At 36.5% G+C, this 22,067-nt stretch carries 17 protein-coding genes; 14 read left to right on the forward strand and 3 right to left on the reverse strand.

Features of this window, described 5'->3' with window-relative positions; all coding sequences use genetic code 11:
- Positions 1–120 precede the first annotated feature (120 nt).
- The 5 genes from OF897_RS10130 (at position 121) to OF897_RS10150 (ending at position 6,211) form a co-directional block, all read left to right on the forward strand.
- Positions 121–858 carry a rhamnogalacturonan acetylesterase gene (locus tag OF897_RS10130; RefSeq protein ID WP_267265569.1) on the forward strand — a complete coding sequence of 246 codons (738 nt, stop codon included), beginning with the start codon at positions 121–123 and terminating at the stop codon, positions 856–858.
- A 206-nt stretch (positions 859–1,064) separates the two neighbouring features.
- Complete coding sequence (locus OF897_RS10135) at positions 1,065–1,406, forward strand: cupin domain-containing protein (RefSeq protein WP_267265570.1); 342 nt, start codon at positions 1,065–1,067, stop codon at positions 1,404–1,406.
- A gap of 61 nt (positions 1,407–1,467) precedes the next feature.
- On the forward strand, positions 1,468–2,367 hold the full coding sequence (locus OF897_RS10140; RefSeq protein ID WP_267265571.1) for an alpha/beta hydrolase: 900 nt from the start codon (positions 1,468–1,470) through the stop codon (positions 2,365–2,367).
- 198 nt (positions 2,368–2,565) lie between these two features.
- The gene (locus OF897_RS10145; protein ID WP_267265572.1) at positions 2,566–3,471 is read left to right on the forward strand and encodes an alpha/beta hydrolase; all 906 of its coding nucleotides are present in this window, start codon (positions 2,566–2,568) and stop codon (positions 3,469–3,471) included.
- Between the two features lie 265 nt (positions 3,472–3,736).
- Complete coding sequence (locus OF897_RS10150; RefSeq protein WP_267265573.1) at positions 3,737–6,211, forward strand: glycoside hydrolase family 95 protein; 2,475 nt, start codon at positions 3,737–3,739, stop codon at positions 6,209–6,211.
- A 371-nt stretch (positions 6,212–6,582) separates the two neighbouring features.
- Here the strand turns inward: OF897_RS10150 and pelA are convergent, their stop codons facing one another.
- Entirely contained in the window at positions 6,583–7,605 is a 1,023-nt protein-coding gene (gene pelA / locus OF897_RS10155; RefSeq protein ID WP_267265574.1) for a pectate lyase, read from the reverse strand.
- Between the two features lie 9 nt (positions 7,606–7,614).
- Positions 7,615–8,799 (reverse strand): DUF4861 domain-containing protein, encoded by a 1,185-nt coding sequence (locus OF897_RS10160; RefSeq protein WP_267265575.1) that lies wholly within the window; start codon positions 8,797–8,799, stop codon positions 7,615–7,617.
- Positions 8,800–9,224: 425 nt separating this feature from the next.
- Between OF897_RS10160 and OF897_RS10165 the strand changes: the two genes are divergently transcribed.
- From OF897_RS10165 to OF897_RS10185, 5 genes are all read left to right on the forward strand, one after another.
- A complete protein-coding gene (locus tag OF897_RS10165; RefSeq protein WP_267265576.1) occupies positions 9,225–9,707 on the forward strand; it encodes a hypothetical protein in 483 nt (160 codons plus the stop codon).
- 14 nt (positions 9,708–9,721) lie between these two features.
- Entirely contained in the window at positions 9,722–10,405 is a 684-nt protein-coding gene (locus OF897_RS10170) for a hypothetical protein (RefSeq protein ID WP_267265577.1), read from the forward strand.
- A gap of 59 nt (positions 10,406–10,464) precedes the next feature.
- A complete protein-coding gene (locus OF897_RS10175) occupies positions 10,465–11,142 on the forward strand; it encodes a response regulator transcription factor (RefSeq protein ID WP_267265578.1) in 678 nt (225 codons plus the stop codon).
- A complete protein-coding gene (locus OF897_RS10180; protein WP_267265579.1) occupies positions 11,139–12,416 on the forward strand; it encodes a sensor histidine kinase in 1,278 nt (425 codons plus the stop codon). Before OF897_RS10175 ends, OF897_RS10180 begins: the two co-directional genes overlap by 4 nt.
- A gap of 238 nt (positions 12,417–12,654) precedes the next feature.
- Positions 12,655–13,401 (forward strand): HAEPLYID family protein, encoded by a 747-nt coding sequence (locus OF897_RS10185; RefSeq protein ID WP_267265580.1) that lies wholly within the window; start codon positions 12,655–12,657, stop codon positions 13,399–13,401.
- 378 nt (positions 13,402–13,779) lie between these two features.
- Here the strand turns inward: OF897_RS10185 and OF897_RS10190 are convergent, their stop codons facing one another.
- Positions 13,780–14,208 (reverse strand): cupin domain-containing protein, encoded by a 429-nt coding sequence (locus tag OF897_RS10190; RefSeq protein ID WP_267265581.1) that lies wholly within the window; start codon positions 14,206–14,208, stop codon positions 13,780–13,782.
- Positions 14,209–14,508: 300 nt separating this feature from the next.
- Here OF897_RS10190 and OF897_RS10195 point away from each other — a divergent pair, with 300 nt between their 5' ends.
- The 4 genes from OF897_RS10195 (at position 14,509) to OF897_RS10210 (ending at position 22,032) form a co-directional block, all read left to right on the forward strand.
- Positions 14,509–14,955, forward strand: a complete 447-nt coding sequence (locus OF897_RS10195; RefSeq protein WP_267265582.1) for a PepSY-like domain-containing protein — start codon at positions 14,509–14,511, stop codon at positions 14,953–14,955.
- 148 nt (positions 14,956–15,103) lie between these two features.
- Positions 15,104–15,571 (forward strand): DUF2490 domain-containing protein, encoded by a 468-nt coding sequence (locus OF897_RS10200; RefSeq protein ID WP_267265583.1) that lies wholly within the window; start codon positions 15,104–15,106, stop codon positions 15,569–15,571.
- Between the two features lie 185 nt (positions 15,572–15,756).
- On the forward strand, positions 15,757–16,245 hold the full coding sequence (locus tag OF897_RS10205; protein WP_267265584.1) for an SMI1/KNR4 family protein: 489 nt from the start codon (positions 15,757–15,759) through the stop codon (positions 16,243–16,245).
- Between the two features lie 93 nt (positions 16,246–16,338).
- Positions 16,339–22,032 (forward strand): DUF3320 domain-containing protein, encoded by a 5,694-nt coding sequence (locus tag OF897_RS10210; RefSeq protein WP_267265585.1) that lies wholly within the window; start codon positions 16,339–16,341, stop codon positions 22,030–22,032.
- Positions 22,033–22,067 lie beyond the last annotated feature (35 nt).

Here is a 22,067-nt window from a genome sequence, read left to right on the forward strand (position 1 = left end):
AATCAAAAGTCTGCAAAATGGAACTTTTACATTTTGTAAACTTTTGAAATTCTTTTTTTTTAATTATTTCTTTTGATTCTTTTGCGGTTTAAAATTTTCCACATTAAATAAAAAATTAAAATGAAAAAAATACTTTTAATTCTAAGCATTGTAATTTCAACATTCACATTTGCTCAAAAGAAACCGACTTTATTCCTTATTGGCGATTCTACAATGTCTAACAAAGACAATCCCGAAAAAAATCCGGAACACGGTTGGGGACAGGTGTTGGGACAGTTTTTAACTCCAAATATCGAGCTTCAAAATCATGCGATGAACGGACGAAGTTCAAAAAGTTTCAGAACAGAAGGAAGATGGGACAAGGTTGAAAAACAATTGAAAAAAGGTGATTTTGTAATCATCCAGTTCGGCCACAATGATCAGAAACTGAAAGATTCAACGAAATTCACCAATCCACACACACAGTACAGAGCCAATCTGGAAAGATATGTAAATGAGACCAGAGCAAAAGGTGCAACACCCATTCTGATGACCTCGATTGCCAGAAGAAATTTTAACGAAAACGGAGTTCTCATCGACACCCATACCGATTATCCTTTGGTAGTAAGAATGGTGGCAAATGACATGAAAGTTGCTTTCGTCGATATGCAGTTATTGACCGAACAAATGGAAATTGCAGCAGGTCCGGAAAAATCGAAATTACTGCATCTGCATTTTAAGGCTGGAGAAAATCCGTATTACGATAAAGAGAAAGCAGATGACACACACTTATCAAGATTAGGTGCCGAAACTGTTGCTAAACTTGCAGTAAAATCTTTGAAAGATTTGAAAACAGGTTTGGAAAAATATATTAAGTAAATCTCCCACAGATTGCACAGATTTTCACAGATTTGATACAAAAATGATCTGTTCAATCTGGAAAATCTGCGAGGGAAAGTTTCCTCTTAGTTTGTCATCCTGAAACCTTTAGGCTCGAAGAAGTCAAAGGATATATGCTTGCTTTTCGAAGTTTAGATGCTTACAGCATGACAAAGCGAGAATAACATTGATTAAAAAAATAAAAAATGAATTTCAAAAAAGAACCTTTTTTCGACGGCAATTCCGAATGGGAAGATTTAGGAAACGGTGTTTCCAGACAATTTGTAGGATACAATTCTCAGGTCATGATGGTCATCGTTCAATTTGAGAAAGATGCGATTGGAACATTGCACCAACATTTTCATTCGCAAATCACCTACGTTGCCGAAGGAAAGTTTGAAGTAACCGTCGACGGCGAAACCAAAATTTTACAAAAAGGCGACGGTTTCTTTGCCCAGCCTAATATTTTCCACGGTGTAAAATGTTTGGAAGCAGGAAAACTGATTGATGCTTTCACACCGTTTAGAGAAGATTTTCTGAAAGATTAAATTTTATAAAATCAAATCTCATAGGTTTCGAAAACCTATGAAGTTTCTTATTTTAACACCAATGAAAAAAGTATTTTTTTTAACCATTATTTTGTTTTTCACTCAGTTTTCAGCTCAGGAAAAAATATCGTTTTGGCCAAAAGGCGAAATGCCCAATTCTAAAATTCTGGCTTCAAAAACCAAGAAAAAGAAAATCCTTGCAGAACTGAAAGAACCCGCACTTTTTGCTTTTCTTCCTCCCGAAAAAGAGAGAAACCAAAAGTCGGTCATCATCATTCCTGGCGGCGGTTATTCCAAGCTGACTTACGATGAAGGTGCCTTTCAGATTGCAAAATGGATGAACACTTTGGGAATTTCCTCATTTGTTTTAAACTACAGATTGCCTACCTCAACCGATTTAATTCGGAGAGAAATTGCTCCGTTGCAGGACATTCAGGCTTCCATAAAATACATCAGAAAAAATGCAGACCAATGGGGAATTTCTGCCGATCAGGTAGGCGTTGTGGGAACTTCAGCAGGTGGACATCTGGCGACAATGGCAAGCAATATTTCTAAAGATTATACCGAATTAAAAGGCGATTGGTCAACCATTTCCACCATCCCGAATTTTGCGGTTCTTTTTTGTCCGGTCATCGACTTTGGGGAATTTGCCCATAAAGGAAGTCGGGAAAGTCTGCTCGGAGAAAACGCTTCTTCAGATAAAATTGCAGAATTTTCGATGCAAAATAGAGTAACAGAAAAGACGCCACCCACAATTTTATTTCACAATCAGGATGATACTGCCGTTCCGCCGATGAACAGTATTTTGTATTTCAAGGCAATGACAAAAAATAAACTGAAAGGTGCTATGTTTATTTTTCCGAAAGGTGGGCACCGTTTTTTTGTGACTGATAAAGATCCGATGAACGAAAACTGGAAAAAACTGTGTGCAGACTGGCTTTTTAGTATGGGTAATAAGTGATGGGTAATGAGTAATTTAAAAATTGATTTGTGAAGAGTTTGTTTGGGCAGCTATTCCGCCTTCCACTCCCGCTTTTTTGCTCGTCGTTCCTCCTCGCAAAAAGAGCTCCGTTCAAGTCGGGCTGCGGGTTTGTCATCAAAACAAATTTTTCATTAACTAAAAAAGTGTCAGTAATTCAGATTTAAATAAATTTTACCAATGAAAAACTTCATCCTTACATTCAGCATTTTTATTGGAATTCAAATTTCAGCTCAACAGAAAATTGCAGTTTGGGAAAAAGGTACAATGCCCAATTCCAAAGGTTTAAAATTAAGCATTGTGGAAGAAAAAGAAGGCAGAATTACCCAGATTCAGGAGGCTGAACTGTTTGCCTTTCTCCCTGCAAAAGAAGAACGAAAAAAGATGGCCATCATCGTCATTCCTGGCGGTGGTTACAGACATTTAACTTACGATTTAGGCGGATATTCCTATGCAAAATGGCTGAACACTTTAGGCATTTCAGCATTTGTTTTAAATTATAGATTACCAACTTCTCCGGATTTAAAACAAAGAGAAATCGGGCCTTTACAGGATATTCAGGCTGCGATCAAATTAATCAGAAAAAATGCCGCTCAATATGGAATTTCTCCCGACCAAATAGGAGTTTTGGGAACTTCCGCAGGTGGTCATTTAGCTGCAATGGCAAGCAATATTTCAACCGATTATACAGAATTGAAAGGTGATTGGGCAACAATTTCCACAGTACCAAATTTTGCTATTTTAGTTTCTCCCGTTATCGATTTAGGTGAATTTGCACATAAAGGAAGTCGCGACAATTTGTTGGGATTGAATGCTTCAGCAGAAATAATTAAAGAATACTCTATGCAGAACCGTGTGACAGAGAAAACGCCTCCAACGATTCTGTTTCATGCTCAAAACGACAATGCCGTGCCTGTCATCAACTCTATTTTATACTACGAATCGATGATTAAAAATAAAGTGAAAGGTGCGATGTTTATTTTCCCCGAAGGCGAACACAACATCGGGATTTCCAACAAAACTGTGCTGACGGATAACTGGAAAAAAGTTTGTGCAGACTGGCTGGGGAATATGGGTAATAAGTGATGGGTAATGAGTAATCAATGTAGAAGTATTATAAACGCAAAGATTTATTTTAAACATTTTGAATTTAAGGTGCAAAGGTTGCGATAGATCGCTGATGAAGCTTGAAACATATTCTTTGCAAAACTTTTTCATTTTAATTAAAAGAAATTATACATAAGCTTAAAATCAATTTATTGATTATTTTTTGCTCCTTAAAATAATGCCCACTAAAACAAAATCTTTGCGTTTAAAAACATAAAATAAATCACATCATCAAAATAATAAAATGCTAAAAATCATTCAACATAAAATTTTTTTACTGGCTTGCGGAACGGTTATTTCGGTTTCGGCATTTGCGCAACAAAATTTAAAATTAACCTATAATAAACCCGCGGAAAACTGGAACGAAGCTTTACCCATCGGAAACGGAAGATTGGGAGCCATGGTTTTTGGGGGCGCGATTCAGGAACATCTTCAGCTGAATGAAGAAACAATTTGGGCAGGCGAGCCGGGGAATAATGTTCCGAAAAATACGTTTGACAGCATTCAGAAAGTCCGTCGTTTGATCAATGAAGGTCAGTTTGAAAAAGCACAGGATTTAACCAACAAAACCTATCCGAGACAGGCTCCAAAAGATTTGAACTACGGAATGCCGTACCAGACGATGGGTGATTTGTTTCTGGATTTTAAAGGTCATGACAATTTTAAGAATTACAACCGTACTTTAGATATTGATAAAGCAATCAGCACGGTTTCTTATGAAGTAAACGGCGTGACTTTCAAGCGTGAAATATTCTCTTCTTTTGCCGATAACGTGATTATGATTAAGTTGACTTCCAGCAAAAAAGGAAGTTTAAATTTCAATATCAACGCTTCTACTCCACATCTCATCAATTCAATTTTTACAGAGAAAAACCAATTGGTAATCAACGGAACAAGCGGTTCTGTAGACAATAAAGCCGGAAAAATTAAATTTAAAACTGTTGCTTTTCCTGTTTTAAAAGGCGGAAAACTAACCTCAACAAAAGACAAACTTGAAATTGTAAATGCCGATGAAGTCATAATTTATGTTTCCATTGCTACGAATTTTAAAAAGTACAATGACCTTTCCGGAAATCCCGATACAAGAATTTCGGAATATTTAAATAAAGCTTTAAGCAAAAAATACAATGATGAATTAAAAGCTCACGTTGCGAAATATCAGAAATATTTCAAGCGTGTCAGTTTAGATTTAGGAACAACCGATCAGGCGAAGAAACCAACGGACATCAGAATTAAAGAGTTCGGAAATTCGCAGGAACCGGATTTGGTGGCTTTGTATTTCCAGTTTGGACGTTATCTTTTGATTTCTTCGTCACAACAGGGAACTCAGCCTGCCAATCTTCAGGGAATCTGGAATTATCAGCTGAATCCGGCCTGGGACAGCAAATACACGGTGAACATCAATACCGAAATGAATTACTGGCCAGCAGAAAATACCAACCTCAGCGAAATGCACGAGCCTTTGTTTGATATGATTCAGGATCTCTCGGTGACCGGACAGGAATCTGCCAAGGAAATGTATAAAGCACGCGGCTGGAACATGCATCACAACACCGATTTGTGGCGAATCACAGGAATCGTTGACGGCGGTTTCTACGGGATGTGGCCGATGGGTGGAGCATGGCTGACGCAGCACGTTTGGAATCATTATTTATACACCGGAGACAAAGAATTTCTAAAGAAAAATTATGAAGCTTTAAAAGGTTGCGCTTTGTTTTATCTGGATGTTCTTCAACAGGATCCTTCCAAAAAATATCTCGTGGTGTCGCCATCGATGTCACCAGAAAACAAATATTTTAAAAATGTAAGCATTACCGCGGGAACCACGATGGATAATCAGTTGGTTTTTGATGTGTTTAATAATTTTATTAATGCTTCAAAAATTTTAGATAAGGATAAAAATCTTTCCGATGAAGTGAAATCGGCTTTGTCAAAACTTCCTCCAATGCAGATTGGGCAACACGCTCAGCTGCAGGAATGGCTCACCGATATGGACAAAACTGATGATAAACACAGACATATTTCGCATCTGTACGGTTTATTTCCTTCGGGACAGATTTCGCCTTTCAGAAATCCTGATTTAACGGAAGCCGCAAAAAATTCAATGATTTTCAGAGGCGATAAATCCACAGGCTGGTCGATGGGCTGGAAAGTGAACTGGTGGGCAAGATTGCTGGATGGAAACCGTGCTTTTAAACTCATTTCAGACCAGTTAACTCCTGCTCCACTCGAAACAAAAGGCCAGTCGGGAGGAACTTATCCGAATCTTCTGGATGCACATCCGCCGTTTCAGATTGATGGAAATTTTGGCTGTACTTCGGGAATTGCTGAAATGCTGTTGCAAAGTTATGATGGATACATTTACCTGTTGCCCGCACTTCCCGACGCATTGCCAAACGGCTCTGTGAAAGGTCTGAAAGCAAGAGGCGGTTTTGAAATCGATATGGACTGGAAAAATTCCAAGCTGACGAAACTGGTTGTAAAATCGGCTTTGGGTGGAAATGCAAGAATCAGAGTGGAAAAAGGTTTAAATTTAAAATCCAAAACAAATTTAACCTCAGCAAAAGAATCAAATTCCAACGAATATTATCAGGTGGATGTGATTAAAACGCCTTTAAAATCGGCTAAAGCAGAGCTGAAAGGTTTTGCAGTTCCGGAAACGGAAACGTTTGATTTTAAAACTGAAAAAGGCGGAGTTTATAGTTTTGAAGTGAAGTAGTTTTGCCACGAATGCACGAATCTATGATCTTTTAATTTTTTTCAATGCAAACTGCAGAAACTAAATGATTTTTTATTTTATCTCCAACAGATCGAGGGAAACAAAATAACTTTTACTTTAGTCTTAAAACAAGTCTGGGGAACAAAATAACTTTTTATTTAATCTCAAACAAAGTGTGGGAAATAAAATAAATTTTCCTTTAGTCACAAAACAAGTGTGGGAAACAAAACTACTTTTTTATTCATCCAAATCTTAGGGACACTATTACAAAAAAAATCCTGAAACAATTATGCTTCAGGATTTTTGTTATATCACACCTTCAATTTTATATTAAACCTCATAGGTTTTCAAAACCTGTGAGGTTTCTTTAATTATTTCGAAATTTTGTTTTTCTTCAGCCACTTCGGGAAATCGTTCTCAATGAGTTTTGTTCCCGCTTCATTGTACCAGCTGTAGCCCATTCTACGCTCTTCGGAAACCTCTTCGTAATTGAATTTTACACTTCCGTCACGGTCACCGAAAACAGGTTTGTTTGTTGGAATGTCATAAAATCTTGCCCAAACCGATGATCCTTCTTTCTTGCTTAAAGTACGGATTGCTTTCTCGCCTTCTCTTGAAACCTGATACGTGTAATCTTTGATTCTGCTTTCATCAAACCACTGAATGGCGAAACGGATTGATTTTTCAATTTCCGGAGTTACGGGTTGCATCATTAGAAATTTCAAAATTCCGACTGATTCACCTGTCGCAAGAGACATCGGTTCAAAAGCTCTCGCTTTTTCAGGAACTAAAGTCACTTCGTTGTACTGGTCTGCCCAGATGGAAAGTTTTCCGTTTTGCATGACCTGAGTTTTTAGAATACAGTCAAGCCCTTTCTGAACGGCAATTTTTGATTTTTCTTTTAATTTTTGACCTACCGCATCAAAACCCTCTTTTCCTTCAGCAACATTGTACAAAATAGTTAAGGCGTTGATCATCGCATTATCATTGTACGTCACCTGCTTTCTGTAAATCGCCGAGTTTGGAAAATACTGCGGAAATCCACCGTTTTCATACTGCATCGACAGCAAATACTCAATTCCTTTTTCAGCAGATTTCAGGTATGCCGGATTTTTTGTAGTACCGTAAGCTTTTACCAAACCATTAATCTCCTTCGAAGTCGCATTGTTGTCAATCGTCGCAAGATCATTATCGTTGGCTTTGATTATTTTTAAAAGTTTCGCATCTATCTTTTTTGTGTAGTCTACATTTTTTTTATCGCTGTTATGTTTTCCCCAACCGCCGTTCGGAAGCTGATACACCATCATTTTTTCGGCTAAAGTATCTTTTACCTGCGCAGAAAATGCTGATGTTATCAGACAAAATGAAGCTACAGTCAGTTTTAAATTGATCATTTTTTTAAATTATTTAAGAGTAATAATAAGCGGATTGGCAACAATTTTCGCCTGCTTCTGCAGCAGATTTTCCCAATCTTTCTGGGTCTGAATCTGTCCGCTTTTCTGCCATGCAAATCCTGCGTAATAAGTCAGTTTTTTCTGAGGTTTCGTTACAACCAACAAATTGCTCTGGTCAGGAATTTCAGATTTGTGAGCCATAGATTTCTGAACAATTTTAGGATCTATAACAATTCCCTCGCCTACAAAAGCATCATCGATTTTTTCCCAGTGCAGATAATATCCAGCCTGATCATTGAGTTTAGATTCGCCTTCATTTTTATGTAAAGTAATTCCTACCGTGTAATTGGGAACTTGTTTTTCAGTTTCGAAAGTAGATTCAAACTTAGAGAAATTAGAACCTAAATCAAGAGAAATTCTTTTTGTTTCTTTCACTCCAAATTCGCTCCACGGTGCATACGTCAGTTCAAAAACCGTTCTCAACGGACCTTCAGCAATCGTTTTTGACGTTACAAAGTTTTGGGAAACCTGAAGCTTTTCATCTTTCCAGATTCCAATTCCTCCCGTTCCGCGGCTGTCTCCGACGTGATAAGGATCATAACCTTCACCTCTCGTGTCTTTGTGATAATACATTGGATCCGTCAGATACCCTTTGTACCATTCGTTGATAACCGATTTTTCAGTTCTTTTAAACCAAATATCGACACCGCTGGAAAGTGTGCTTCCTTTCACTTTTGCCAACGCTTCAGCCTGACCTTTCGGGCCATACACTCTGAACGCAATTTTATCATTTTCCCACGTGTAATCGTCGACTCTTTCCGGAACCAGTCTGGAATACGTTGTCACCGGACTCTCAGGAATTGGTGTATTTGCATCTGCAATGATTGTGTACGAATTTGTTTTTTTCGCATCCAGTTTTGCCTGAAAAAGAAGTTCATCATTCTTCCCATCGCCGTCATTATCGATCCACTGAATCGGCAAATACTGGTTTTGGGCATCTTTTATTCTTAAATCTTCCCCTTTATTTTTCCCTAAAAATGCTTTCAATTGCTTGATTGAAACAGAAACGACTTCATTTCTTGCAAAATCCTGAGTATTTTTGACCTGAACTGAAGTCTGCGCATTCATAAAATCCGCAGCAATGCAAACGATTGCACAACTCAAACCCAGTTTCAATATTTTTTGTCTGAACATAAAATGTAGTTTTATCAAAAGTAAAAATATTCTGAATATAATCTGATTTTTAAACCTTAAATGTTTCTTAAAAACCGTTTTGAGGTAAAAATGGTTAATCGCTAAAACGCAATTTTAATTTTACAATCTCAAACTCTAAGGCACAAGGATTTTATCTTTGAAAAAATTTAAAAACTTTTTGCTGATTTTGTTGATCACTTAGGAAATGGAGGCGTGAAGAAATTTTAAATTATTTTAGTTAAAAAATTTCCACTGTTTGAGTGGCGAAAACAATATTCCTTTGAGATTTCAAGTCGTTCTTTCCGCCGAGTTTGGAAATTTTAGAAAATCATTTGAAATTTTAGCCAGAATTTCCAGTCTTTATTTTTTGTTTCTTTTGCAGCAAGGCAAAAGAAAAATATTTACCTTTATAATAAATTAATCCAATGGCCGAGAAAACCGAATTCTACGAAATACAGCGCTTCAGACAATGGTGGCTTTGGCTGATTATCCTATTTGTCGTAGGTTTTTCTTTCTATAATTTAATCGAAAATACTGCGTATTTTTCCACCACAGAATTGATTATCACTTCATCAGTATCTGTATTCATTTTCCTGCTCTTTTACTTCACTAAATTAGAAACAAAAATCGACGAATTGGGGATAAGAGTTCGCTTATTTCCGTTCCATTTACAGTTCAAATATTTCCCATGGAAAAATATTGATAAAGCTTACATAAGAGAATATTCTCCGTTAATGGATTACGGCGGTTGGGGCTTAAGATTTGGATTTTTCGGACGCGGTAGAGCCTATAATATTTCAGGAAATTTAGGACTTCAACTCGTTTTTAAAGATGGTAAAAAACTGTTGATTGGTACGCAGAAGTCGGATGAAATAAAGCAATTTTTAAAGCAGCTTAATAAGGTTTAAATTGAAATTCTTAAATGAAATACTTACAAAAATACTTTCTTGTTTGGTGGATTCCCATTGTTGCTTATTTAATTCCTTACACGATTTTCGAATTGGGAATGCTTCTGAAAAAAGACGATATTGTTGATCTTTCATTAGCCATTTTCTATCTCAATGTTTTGGGTAACATAATTTCTGCAATTGTTCAAATCGTTATTAATAAATGGTATCTGCTGTTTCCTCAAATTATTGTTTCTGCTTTTTTGTTCTTTTCCGTTTCTCTATATTTTACGTTTTCTCCGCCCGATTTTTATGGCGCAGACAAAACAATTCCAAAAAATATAAAATTTGAAACACCTGTTGACAAAGAAATTACTGCACAAGATTTAAAGCAAAACGATTTTAGATTAGCGGAAATTTCTCAGCCTGGAATTTATCATTTTTACACAAATCATCAACCAAAAGTTGCAGGATACTTTTTCATCAAAGCATTTGAAATAACTTCAAACGAGAGGTTGTCAGCAGAACAGATAAACGAACGTTCGAAAATTGTTGTGGGGAAACCTTCAGAAACGATTTACACCGGACAATTTACAATTTATGAAGGTTCCTGGGGAGATAAATACGGTGCGAGAATTGAACTTTGGTACACGCCAAATAACGATAAAGAATATAAAGTGAATCAGAAAAATTACATTGTTGAAGGCTGGATGAGATAAGGTTTGAGTTTAATTCTAAATTCCCAACTCTTTCCAGAATCATTCTCTACATTTGTTGCATGAAAATCCTTGTTGTTGAAGACGAAAAAGAGCTTTTAAAATCGATTTGTGATTCGCTGGTTCAGGAGCAGTATCTTATTGAAACTGCCGAAGATTTTGATACCGCAAGTGAAAAAATAGGTTTGTATAATTACGACTGTATCCTTCTAGACATCATGCTTCCCGGTGGAAACGGACTTCAGCTTTTACAGCAATTGAAAGATTTAGGGAAATCTGAAAACGTCATTATTATTTCTGCAAAAGATTCTTTGGATGATAAGTTGAAAGGTCTTGAACTCGGAGCTGATGATTATTTAACCAAACCTTTCCACAATGCCGAACTCAACGCAAGAATAAAAGCCGTTCTGCGCAGAAAAAACCTCGATGGCAAAGATTCAATCGTAATTTCCAATCTTGAAATGGATCTTACAGAACGGACGTTGACGGTAAAAGGAGAAAATCTTGCACTCAACAGAAAAGAATTTGATATTCTGAATTATTTCCTGCTCAATAAAAACCGTTTGGTAACGAAAACTGCTTTGGCAGAGCACGTTTGGGGCGACAATATCGATCAGGCAGATAATTTTGATTTTATTTATTATCAGATTAAAAATTTAAGAAAAAAACTTCAGCAAAGCGACGCTGAAATAGAAATCGAAGCCATCTACGGAATCGGCTACAAACTGAAAGAAAAATGAAACTCCTCAACCGATCTCTTCTCCACCTCATGTCTTGGCTATTGCTTATCATAAGTCTTTGGTCGGTCGTGTTTTATTTTAATATGCTCGACGAAATTAAAGACAGTGTAGATGAAGAGCTAGAAAATTACAAACGACAGATTGTTTCCAGAGCCGAAAAAGACTCTACGATTTTGCATCAGAAAACGTTTGATGAAGGTTTTTTTTCGGTAAATCCTATCAGTAAAAAAGAAGCGCTGCATTTTAAAGATACCTACGAAGACACAGAAATTTACGCCCAGGATGCCGATGACGAAGCTCCTGAACTGGAACCTGTGCGGGTTTTAACGACAGTTTTTGAACAGAATGAAAATTTTTATGAGCTGAAAATTTTCAACAATATGGTGGAAGAAGATGACCTTGTAAAAGAGTTGCTTTGGGATGCCGCAGGTTTGTATGTACTTTTGATTTTCAGCATTTTAGTCATCAACAATTTGGTGCTTCAAAAATTGTGGAAACCATTCTACGATTTACTTTATGACTTAAAAAATTACCGTCTTGGAGCTGGAAAAAACTTCCCGAAAGCAGAGACAAAAACCAAAGAATTTTCAGATTTGCAGGATGCCGTGACCACGCTTTTGGATTACAGTGAAAAAACGTACGAGCAACAAAAAGAATTCATCGGAAACGCTTCTCACGAACTTCAAACACCTTTAGCAATTGCCATCAGTAAGCTCGAACTGTTGATGGAAAGGGAAAATTTCACCGACAATCAGGCAGAAAAAATTGCGGAAATTTTAGAAATTATAGAAAGACTGGTTCGTCTCAATAAATCACTTTTACTATTAACAAAAATTGAAAATAAACAGTTTTTTGACAATAAAGAAGTTTCAGTAAACGAAATCGTCACTAAAAACATCACCGATCTTGAAGATATTGCCGATTTCAAAGAGGTTAAAATTTCATCTAAAGAAAATGCAAAACTTTCAGTAAATGCCGATTCAGCTTTGATTAATATCATAGTTTCCAATCTTCTGCGAAACGCTATTTTCCACAACATCAAAAACGGAAAAGTGGAAGTTGAAATTTCTGAACATTATTTAATAGTAAGAAACACAGGAGTTCCGAAAACTTTAGAGCAGGAAAAAATCTTCACAAGATTCCAGAAAAATCAACAAAATCAATCAGGAACAGGTTTGGGATTGGCGATTGTAAAAGCGATTGCTGAGTTGTATGGATTTTCTGTTTCATATGAATTTAAAAATGAAATGCACGAATTTAAAGTGAAGTTTTAGAAGTTGGAAGCTAGAAGCTAGAAGCTAGAAGCTAGAAGCTAGAAGCTAGAAGCTAGTAGCTAGAAGCTAGAAGCTAGAAGCTAGTAGCTAGAAGCTAGAAGCTAGAAGCTAGAAGCTAGAAGCTAGAAGCTAGGCAAAATTACTTTTTACTTTTTACTTTTTACCAAAAAATCCAAATTCCCACTTCTTTCCAGATTTCTTCCCAAAATTTTCCCGATTCGTGCTGTTGATTTGCAGTATGAAAACACTGAAACAGATTTTAATACTCGGAACTATTCAATTTTTGGGATGCTTTTTAGCAATGTCACAAACTTCATCTAAACCCGTAAAGGTTTCTCATGCAGAACCCATTTTTCAGGATTTGGTGAGAGATCTCGGAGCCAGAAAAGGTGAAAAAGAATTCAACATAGGAGCCGATTTTTCAAACACAAAAAATTACAGAGAAAACGGATATTTGGCGGAATACGAATTTGCTCCCATCAACCGATTAGGTCTTGAAGTAGAAACCGATTTTTCATTTTTCAGTCCAAAAAACGGAACAGCAAAAGAACAAATTCCCGGAAACCGTTTAGATGGAATCCGGTTTTCTGCGCAGTATTCTTTTTTTGTTTCAGAAAAGGCTAAAACTTCTCTAGCAATTGGTTATACACAGGTTTTAGAATTTAATGATTTTAAAAATTATGGTAAAGGAAAATTCATTACGGGATTAACGTACAGTCCGTTTTTTGTGGCGGCGAAAAGATGGGGTTCAAGTATTCATACTTTGGTTTATACTTATCCTGCCATTCAGCACGAGTTTGGAGAAAATGGAACTTCGGTAGATTGGGAAATCAACAGTTCTGTGATGTATACACTTCCTAATACAAGTCATTTTATTGGCGTGGAAGTGAATAAGGAAATCAGTCACGGAAAAATGGCTGTGACTTTACGACCACAGGTTAAAATCAAGCTGGATTCTCATTTTGCGGTAGGCGTTGTCACATGAATTCCTTTGAATCATGATCATGAGAACAATTCTTCTTTTTTTAGATTGGTGTATGAGCCTTGATTTTTTTAATACATTTTTGGTTAGACGCAAGGGCGCAAGTGTTTTTTTTATCACATCAAAATTTAAGTCGCAAGGATTTTATCAGAGATAAAATTTGAACTCTCGCAGATTTTGTTGATAAAGCTGATCTAAATAATTTGCTAAATCTGTATTATGATTGTCAGAATGTAAAATAAGCAGCCACTTTGTCATTCCGTAGGAATCTATACGGTTTTATTCTCAGTGTGTTGAGATTCCTACGGAATGACAAACAAACTGTAAAACAAGGTTATTTTAAGTAAGGAAATTCATTAATTGTTTAATCAGTATGAAAAATTACTTTAAGTCTTTTTTTATCACCAAATATTTCAAATCAGTTGTTCCTGCATTACTGATTCCATGCTCTGAGTTGGGCGGACAATACAAACTTGTATTCGGACCGACTGTTTTTGTTTTTCCATCAAGATAAAAAGTTGCTTTTCCTTCCAGAATGTAAAAAAATTCTTCTTCGGGATGACGGTGTGGAGCGTGTGTAGATTTTCCGGGCTCTACAATACTCATTTTCAAAGTGTTTTCTTCGGTAAAATTTTTATCTCCAAAATAATATTGATATCCAACTTTTGTCTTTGTGGCTTTTGAAACATCAAATTCATTGACACAATTTTCAATGGTGTAATTGATTGGTTCTTTGGTTTTCTGTGCATTTATCATCTGTTGAAACAGAATGCATATTAGTATTGCGGTAATTAATTTTAGTCTTTCCATAGTATGTAATGATATGAAAAATATTGGTTAAACGCAATGGCGCAAAATTTTTCTTTATAACTTCAAACTGTAAGGCGCAAGGATTTTATCAGAGATAAAATTTATACTCTCGCTTATTTTATTAATCTGCTAAATCTGTCTGATCAGCGAGAGACAAATTCTGAAGAAATTTATTTCTCTTAATTAAAATTCACAACTTAATAAATCTTAATGGTTTAAAAATACAAATGCTCGATTTAAAATCCTGTTCCCAAATGTTTCCAGAATCATGTCGGAAATTAGCTGTATAAAATTTACATTATGAAAAATTTAATTGTAGCCATCAGCATTTTAGGTTTAAGTTTTAACCAGCTTTCAGCACAGGATATTCATCAGAATGAAGTTCCGTCGGTTATTTTAAACCATTTTCAAAAGTCCTTCCCAAAAGCTTCAGACATTGATTGGGAAATTAAAGGTAATCTTTATGAAGTGGAATTTGAAACCGGATTTTTAGGAGATGATCATAAAATTCTTTATTCAAGAGATGGGAAAATGGTCTTTCATGAAGAAGAGATTGCCAAAAACAATCTTCCGAAATCGGTTTTAGCCACCATCAATAAGTATTATTCAGGATACAGAGTGGATGATGTAAAACGAATTTCCGACAATGGAAAAATAATGTACAAAGCCGAACTGAAAAATTATTCTACAGAATGGAAAGTTGTTTTTGACGCTCAGGGAAGAATTCTGCAGAAAAAAGAAGATTAAGATGAGGAGATTTTCCAGTGTTTTAGTATTACTTTTTTTAGGGTTAAATCTTTCTGCACAGATCAGTCCGCCGGGTTTGGGACATTCCAAAACGGCGAGCTGGTTTGCTGCGGGATTTAAACAAAAACAGAATAAAAAATAGCAGTCGATGACGTATTTGGGAATGGGAAGAACGAGTGGAAATTCTTTAAACCCAATTGAAAAACCAGCCATTTTTGCTCTCAATCAGGAATTTTACCATCAGTTGAAGAACAATCTTAAATATTCTTTTGCTTTAAGTTTGAGAGATCAAAAAGAAATAATTCCTTCCAACGGAAAAACGGTTGATCAACAGGAAATCAGGTTGTACGGAAGATTATCTTATGCTTTTAAAAGTAAAAAATTCAAAATAACACCGACTTTCAGACAGGAATTCAGAAAATTTTTCGCTCCAAAAAGTCTCGAAGATGCAGAATCTTTTGCCTTAAGAACCCGACTTCGGTTGCAGTTAAGTATCGGTTTAAACCAAGATGCTTCCAAAAAACTGATTTTAAGTTCTGAACAATTATTTTCAACAGAAAAAGACGCGCTTTCAAAAGAATGGAGTGATTTGCAATATCATGAAAGCCGGTTTTAGCCTATTATTCTGTAACGCCAAAAAATTCTTCAGTGACTTTTGATATTGGTTATATGAATAATCTTGTGGGAGGAAATCATCCGTATGATGTGAACTATCTTGCGCTTGATTTGATGTTTAATGGGAGGAGAAGGGAATGAAATTTTGTATATTTGGAATAATTGAAGATTCTAAAAAAAATTACCATGAAAGAAATATTAATTGCTATTTCACTTTTAGCTATAAAAAACGGGGAGCAAAATCACTTTCTCACAAAAATACAGATTCAAAACCAATGGCTAGGATTTGATTCTGCGAATAGCGAGAATATTACTGAAGCGGAGAAAAAACTAAATATAATTCTGCCAGAAGACTATAAAAATTTTCTTAAAATTACAAATGGATTTTCTGCTCCGGATTCCGTCGAGCCGACCTTTATGAAGATTGAAGAGATCGACTATTTAAAAAACGTAGATGAAGGGGCTATTAATGCATATCAGCTACCCGAACTTAAAAATAGTATCCTAGTTGGAGGAAAAGATGAAGAACAATATTTTCTTTTAATCCCACCCAAAGATAAGGATGCCAAATGGAAATACTGGAAATTTGCAAATTGGATGGCAGGCGAACATGAATTTGAAAATCTTGAGAGTTATTTCAAAAATGTTTTAGATTTTTGTACTAATAATGAATAATTTATGTCGGACAAAACCATTTTGTCAATATCTGTTTTATTTCTAAATTGCATTATCTCCCAAAAAAGAGAGTGACAATCACAAAAAACATTTATGAATCAGATTATTCCCTTTGACTTACAGATACAGCACAGCCCATATTTCAACTATACTTTTTGTTTAAACCAATATCCTTTTCTTCAAAGCATTGCTTTCAGAGACGTGACTGAAGATTTTGAAAATCTCAATCTTCAGATCACTTCATCTTTAGGTTTATTTGAAAAATACGATGTTTATATCGATAAAATCAAGGCAAATGCACTGTACAAAATCTCGCTTTTCAATTTTGTCTTTGATAATGCTTTGCTGAAAAGACTAACGGAAAAAGATTTAGATCAGATAAAAATTCAGGTTTTTAAAGACGGTGAATCGATTTATGAAAAAACTTTCAGCATCGAAGTGCTGCCGATGGATTATTTCGGTGGATTACAGTCGTATCCTCAACTTCTGGCTTCGTATGTTCTTTCAAATAATACTTCGCTGTACAAACTGAAAGCCGATGCGATTGATATTTTAGCGAGAAATAAACTCACGCCGTCGTTTGAAGGCTATCAGCAAAAAAGCAAGGAAAGGGTTTTGCAGATGGTTTCGGCGATTTACAAATCCATTCAGAATCTGGATTTAATTTATAGTGCGATGCCGCCAAGTTTTGAGAAGAACGGACAAAGAATCAGACTTGTAGACACTGTTTTGGAAACAAAATTCGGAAACTGTATTGATATTTCCCTTTTGTTTGCAGCTTGTCTGGAAGCGATTGATCTCAACCCCATTATCGTGGTAACGGAAGGTCACGCCTTTGTCGGAGTATGGTTGGATGATCAGCGGTTTGACGGAATGGTTAACTTTGATCAGGCAGCAATCTCCAAAAGAATTGCTTCGGGAATAAAGGAAATTGCTTTAATTGAATCAACAAGTCTTTGCAGAGGAAGCAACATTTCGTTCAAAGATGCGATGAATTCTGCTGAAACCCAACTGATGGATTCTTCAAGATTTCTGTTGTCTTTAGATATTAAAAACGCACGGTCGGCGGGAATTTCTCCGCTCCCACTTCTGAAAAATGAAACGGTAAATACTCAGGATTTCAGTTCAATTCAACACTCAACGAAACTCGATCAGGATTTTGATTTGGGAACGCAGTACGATGACCTCGAACTGACGGATTTTTCAAATTTAACCAAACAAAAAGTCTGGGAAAGAAAACTGCTCGATCTTTCGCTCAGAAACAACCTTCTGAATCTGCGCTTTACCAAAAGCATGCTCCAGTTGATCGATACGAAAATCAATGTGCTCGAAGACAGCCTCGCCGACGGAAAATCTTTCACCATTCATCCCGACAACAATCAGGCGGTTTTGAGAAAATACAGTTTGTACAGCGAACCTTTACATCAGTCGCAGCCGCTTTTTAAACTCGCTGAAGATGAGTTTAAATACAACCGACTTTTAACGTATTATCATCAGGATGACCTCGACAATATTCTCACCAACCTTTACAGAAGCGCAAAACTTGCCGAAGAAGAGAATGGAAAAAGTACGCTGTATTTAGGAATTGGATTATTAAAATGGTTTGAACCTAAAAATAAAGACGTTCCACGATTGGCTCCGATCTTATTGATTCCTGTGGAGCTGTCGAGAAAATCGGTAAATTCTAAATTTACGCTTCGAAGCCGTGAGGAGGAAACCATGATCAATATTACGCTGCTGGAATATTTAAAACAGGAATTTAAACTCAATATCAACAGCCTCGAAAATCTTCCGATGGACGAATCGGGCGTTGATGTTCCGAAAGTTCTGGCGATTATCAGAAATGCCGTTCTGAACCTAGAAGGTTGGGATGTTTTGGAGCAGTTGGTTTTGGGAATTTTCTCTTTCAATAAATTGATTCTTTGGCAGGATATTTCAAAATATTCCGAAGAAATTCAGAAATCTTCGATTGTGAAAAGTCTGATTGACGGACGTTTGACGGGAACTTTGGAAAGCGTGGAAAATGACGCAGAAAGTCTTGAAAATATATCAGCGTCTGAATTGGTTTTGCCAATTTCGTCCGATAATTCTCAGTTGAATGCCGTAAAAAATGCCAATCTTAACAAAAGTTTCATCCTTCACGGACCTCCGGGAACGGGAAAATCGCAGACGATTACCAACATCATTGCCGATGCTTTGTCGAATGATAAAAAAGTGCTTTTTGTGGCTGCTAAAAAGGCCGCTTTGGATGTGGTTCACCACCGTCTGGAAAACATTGGTTTGGGAGCATTTTGTCTCGAACTGCATTCCAATAAATCTAAAAAGTCGGATGTTCTGAAGCAGTTTGAAAGAACGTTGGAAGTTCCGAAATATAAAATCAATGCCGATTACAACGAAGAAGCAAAACGGCTCGACGAGCGCAGAAAAGAACTTGGAAAATATGTGAATGACCTTCATCAGAAATTCCCTATTGGCTGGAGTTTATTTGATACGATTGCCTTTCTGGAAACCAATCACGTACAGGCCGATGAACGTTTCCACATCAATTTTCCTTTGGAAAGTGCCGATGTGTTCAACTGGAATCAGTGGAAAGACTGGCTCATTCCCTTTGCATCGATTGTGCAGAAAATCGGTCAACCTTCGCTTCATGCTTTACGGCCGATAAAAACTTCAAATCATCAGTTTGAAAATAAAAACCTGATTCTCTCGGCGATTTCTCAGTTTAATGAAAAGAAAAATGCAGCGGAACAGATTAAAAAGCAGTTCCAGCTCGAGGAAGTTTCCAATGCGGACAGTGTGGAAATCCTTGAGTTTTTAAAAGATAATCCTGTAAAATCCGGTTTGGTTGATTTGGTTTTTAACGAAGGTCAATTGAATTTATTTAAGAATTGGATGACGCAGCAAACGCAGTTTCAGCAAATTGAAAGTCAGATAACATCGAATTTTAATTCGTCCATTTTAAATATTGATTTTGCTTCATTAAAATTGTTGTGGAATCAGGCTAAACACACTTGGTTTATTCCGAAATGGCTTAAACAAAGGAAAGTAAAGCAGCAACTGAACGGTTATGCGAAATCAGGAATAGAATCTGATGTGCAGATTGACGGACTTTTTGAGAAGCTTGAAAATTACCAGCATCTTAAAAATCAACTTTCAAATCTTCATTACAACGCAGTTTCACCGGTGACGAATCTTTATTTTAACGGAAATTCGTTTGACGTTTCTGCGATTGAGAAAGATTTAAAAACCATTGAAAATGCGAAAGATTTAGCCCAAAAAATAGCCATCAGAAATTTTCCTGAATGGCTGAAAGATTTTTCATTAAAACAAAACAACAGTCTGAATATTTCTGATCATGTTGATAAGCTGAAAGAACTTTACGCTGCAGAAAATAATTTATTGAAATATGTAGACGAAATCCCTAATGAAGCCGATTTGCAGACGGTTGTACAGAATATTCATCAGCTGGAAGACTGGATTAATTTTAATGGTTTAAAGGAAAAAGCACAGGATTTAAACTTAAACTGGTTCATCGGTTTCCTTGAAAAAGGCTGGCTCGATACAGAATCTCTCGAACTTGAATTTGAAAAAATCATTCATCTGAATTTATTTATAAAAACCATTTACAGCTCCGGAACTTTGAATGGTTTTGATGCCAATATTTACGAATCCCAGATTCAACAATATAAAAATCTACATAAAGAATTTACGGAACTCACGAAAAATCAGCTGACGATGAGACTCAGCGACCGAATCCCGAATTTTTCTCAGGAAGCGGTTCAAAGCTCTGAAATTGGGATTTTGCAGAAAGCGATTCGAAATAGAGGTCGAGGTTTGTCCATCAGAAAATTATTTGATCAGATTCCGACTTTGATTCCGAGGCTGAAACCGTGTATGCTGATGAGTCCGATTTCGGTGGCGCAGTATTTTGATGTGAATGAAGAGCATTTTGACTTGGTGATTTTCGATGAAGCTTCGCAGTTGCCGACTTCTGAGGCGGTCAGTGCTTTGGCGAGGGCAAAGCAGGCAATTATTGTAGGCGATCCGAAACAGATGCCGCCGACGAGTTTCTTTGCTTCCCAAAAAGTGGATGAAGAAAATTTTGAACTGGAAGATCTGGAAAGTATTCTGGATGACTGTTTAGCGCTTTCAATTCCATCGAATTATTTGCTGCGACACTACCGAAGCAAGCATGAAAGTTTAATTTCTTTCTCCAATGCTCATTTTTACGATAATAAATTGCTCACTTTCCCATCTCCGGATGATTTAAACCGAAAGGTGACGTTTGAATTTATCGACGGATTTTATGACAAAGGAAAAACACGAACCAACAAAAATGAGGCGGAAGCGATTATTGAATACATTAAAAATCATCTCGAAAATCAGAATAAAAAATCGATTGGTGTGGTGACATTCAGCCAGACTCAGCAAAGTTTAATTGAAGATTTGCTGCAGAAATTATATCAGGAAAATCCGCATCTGGAAGAATTTGCAATCAATTCTGAAGAACCTATTTTCATTAAAAATCTTGAAAATGTACAGGGTGACGAACGCGATATTATTCTCTTTTCGATTGGCTACGGACCCGATGAAGAGGGAAAAGTTTCAATGAATTTTGGTCCGCTCAACCGTGATGGTGGCTGGAGACGACTGAATGTTGCTGTGACGAGAGCACGTTATGAAATGAAAGTATTTTCTTCGTTAAAAGGCGATCAGATTGACATGAACAGAACCAGCTCGGAAGGTGTTTTAGGATTGAAAAACTTCCTGAACTTTTCTGAAAAAGGATTGGTGTATCAAAACTCAAATCAAACCGTCAGTCAGCAGAAACTGATGGTGAATGCTGTTGCGAAAACGCTTGAAGAACACGGTCTGAAAATCAAAACCAACATCGGAACTTCTGAATATAAAATCGATATCGGAATTATTGATCCTGAAAACGAAAGCGAATATCTTCTGGCGATTTTGCTTGACAGTGAAAATTATTTTAACATCCACACGACCAATGACCGTGAACTGCTCGTTCCGAATGTTCTGAAAGGTCTTGGCTGGAATGTTTTCAGAATATGGACGCTGGACTGGATTAAAAATAAAGAGAAAATTGTTGAAAAAATTCAGGTCGAATTAGAAAAAATCAAAACTCAGGTTAAAGAAAAAAAGGAAGAGATTACCGAACTGAAAACTTCTGAAAAAATCTATCTGAGTGAGGTTTCGGAGGAAGAAAAACCTTCGAAAATGATTTCTTATGTTGCGGCAAATTTGACTCCGAAAGTCAATGCCAATTCAGAATCGATTTATCATTTTGAAAACAGGCAGGCGCTTTTAAGTCAGTTAAAAACCATCATCGATACGGAATCGCCGATCAGTCAGAATGCTTTGTTCAGGAAGATTCTCAAGCTTTGGAATACTTCAAGAGCCGGCGGAAAACTGAATACCTATCTTTTGGAAACTTTAGCAACGATTCCAAATATTCAAACCACGGAAAGTTACCAGAAATTTTATTGGAGTGAAAATTCTCAGCCTGAAAATCTAGATTTTCACAGAGACAATTCCGCAGAAAAAAGGCTGATCGATGAGATTGCACCTGAAGAAATTTCGGTGGCGATGATGGAATTGATGCATTCGAGTTTAAGTCTGAATAAAGAGGAATTGATCCGCGCGGTTTGCAAGACTTTTGGTTTTTCTAAAGTAGGTTCGCAGATTGATGCGGTGGTGAAGTTTTGTGTGGAGGATTTGATTGGGAAAGGTATGCTGAAGGAGGTTGAGGGGAGGATTGTTTTGGGGTGAAACTTCTTTTAATATACTATTAAGTAATATAAAAA

The organism is Chryseobacterium formosum (genome assembly GCF_026460885.1).
In the GTDB taxonomy this organism is placed as follows: domain Bacteria; phylum Bacteroidota; class Bacteroidia; order Flavobacteriales; family Weeksellaceae; genus Chryseobacterium; species Chryseobacterium formosus.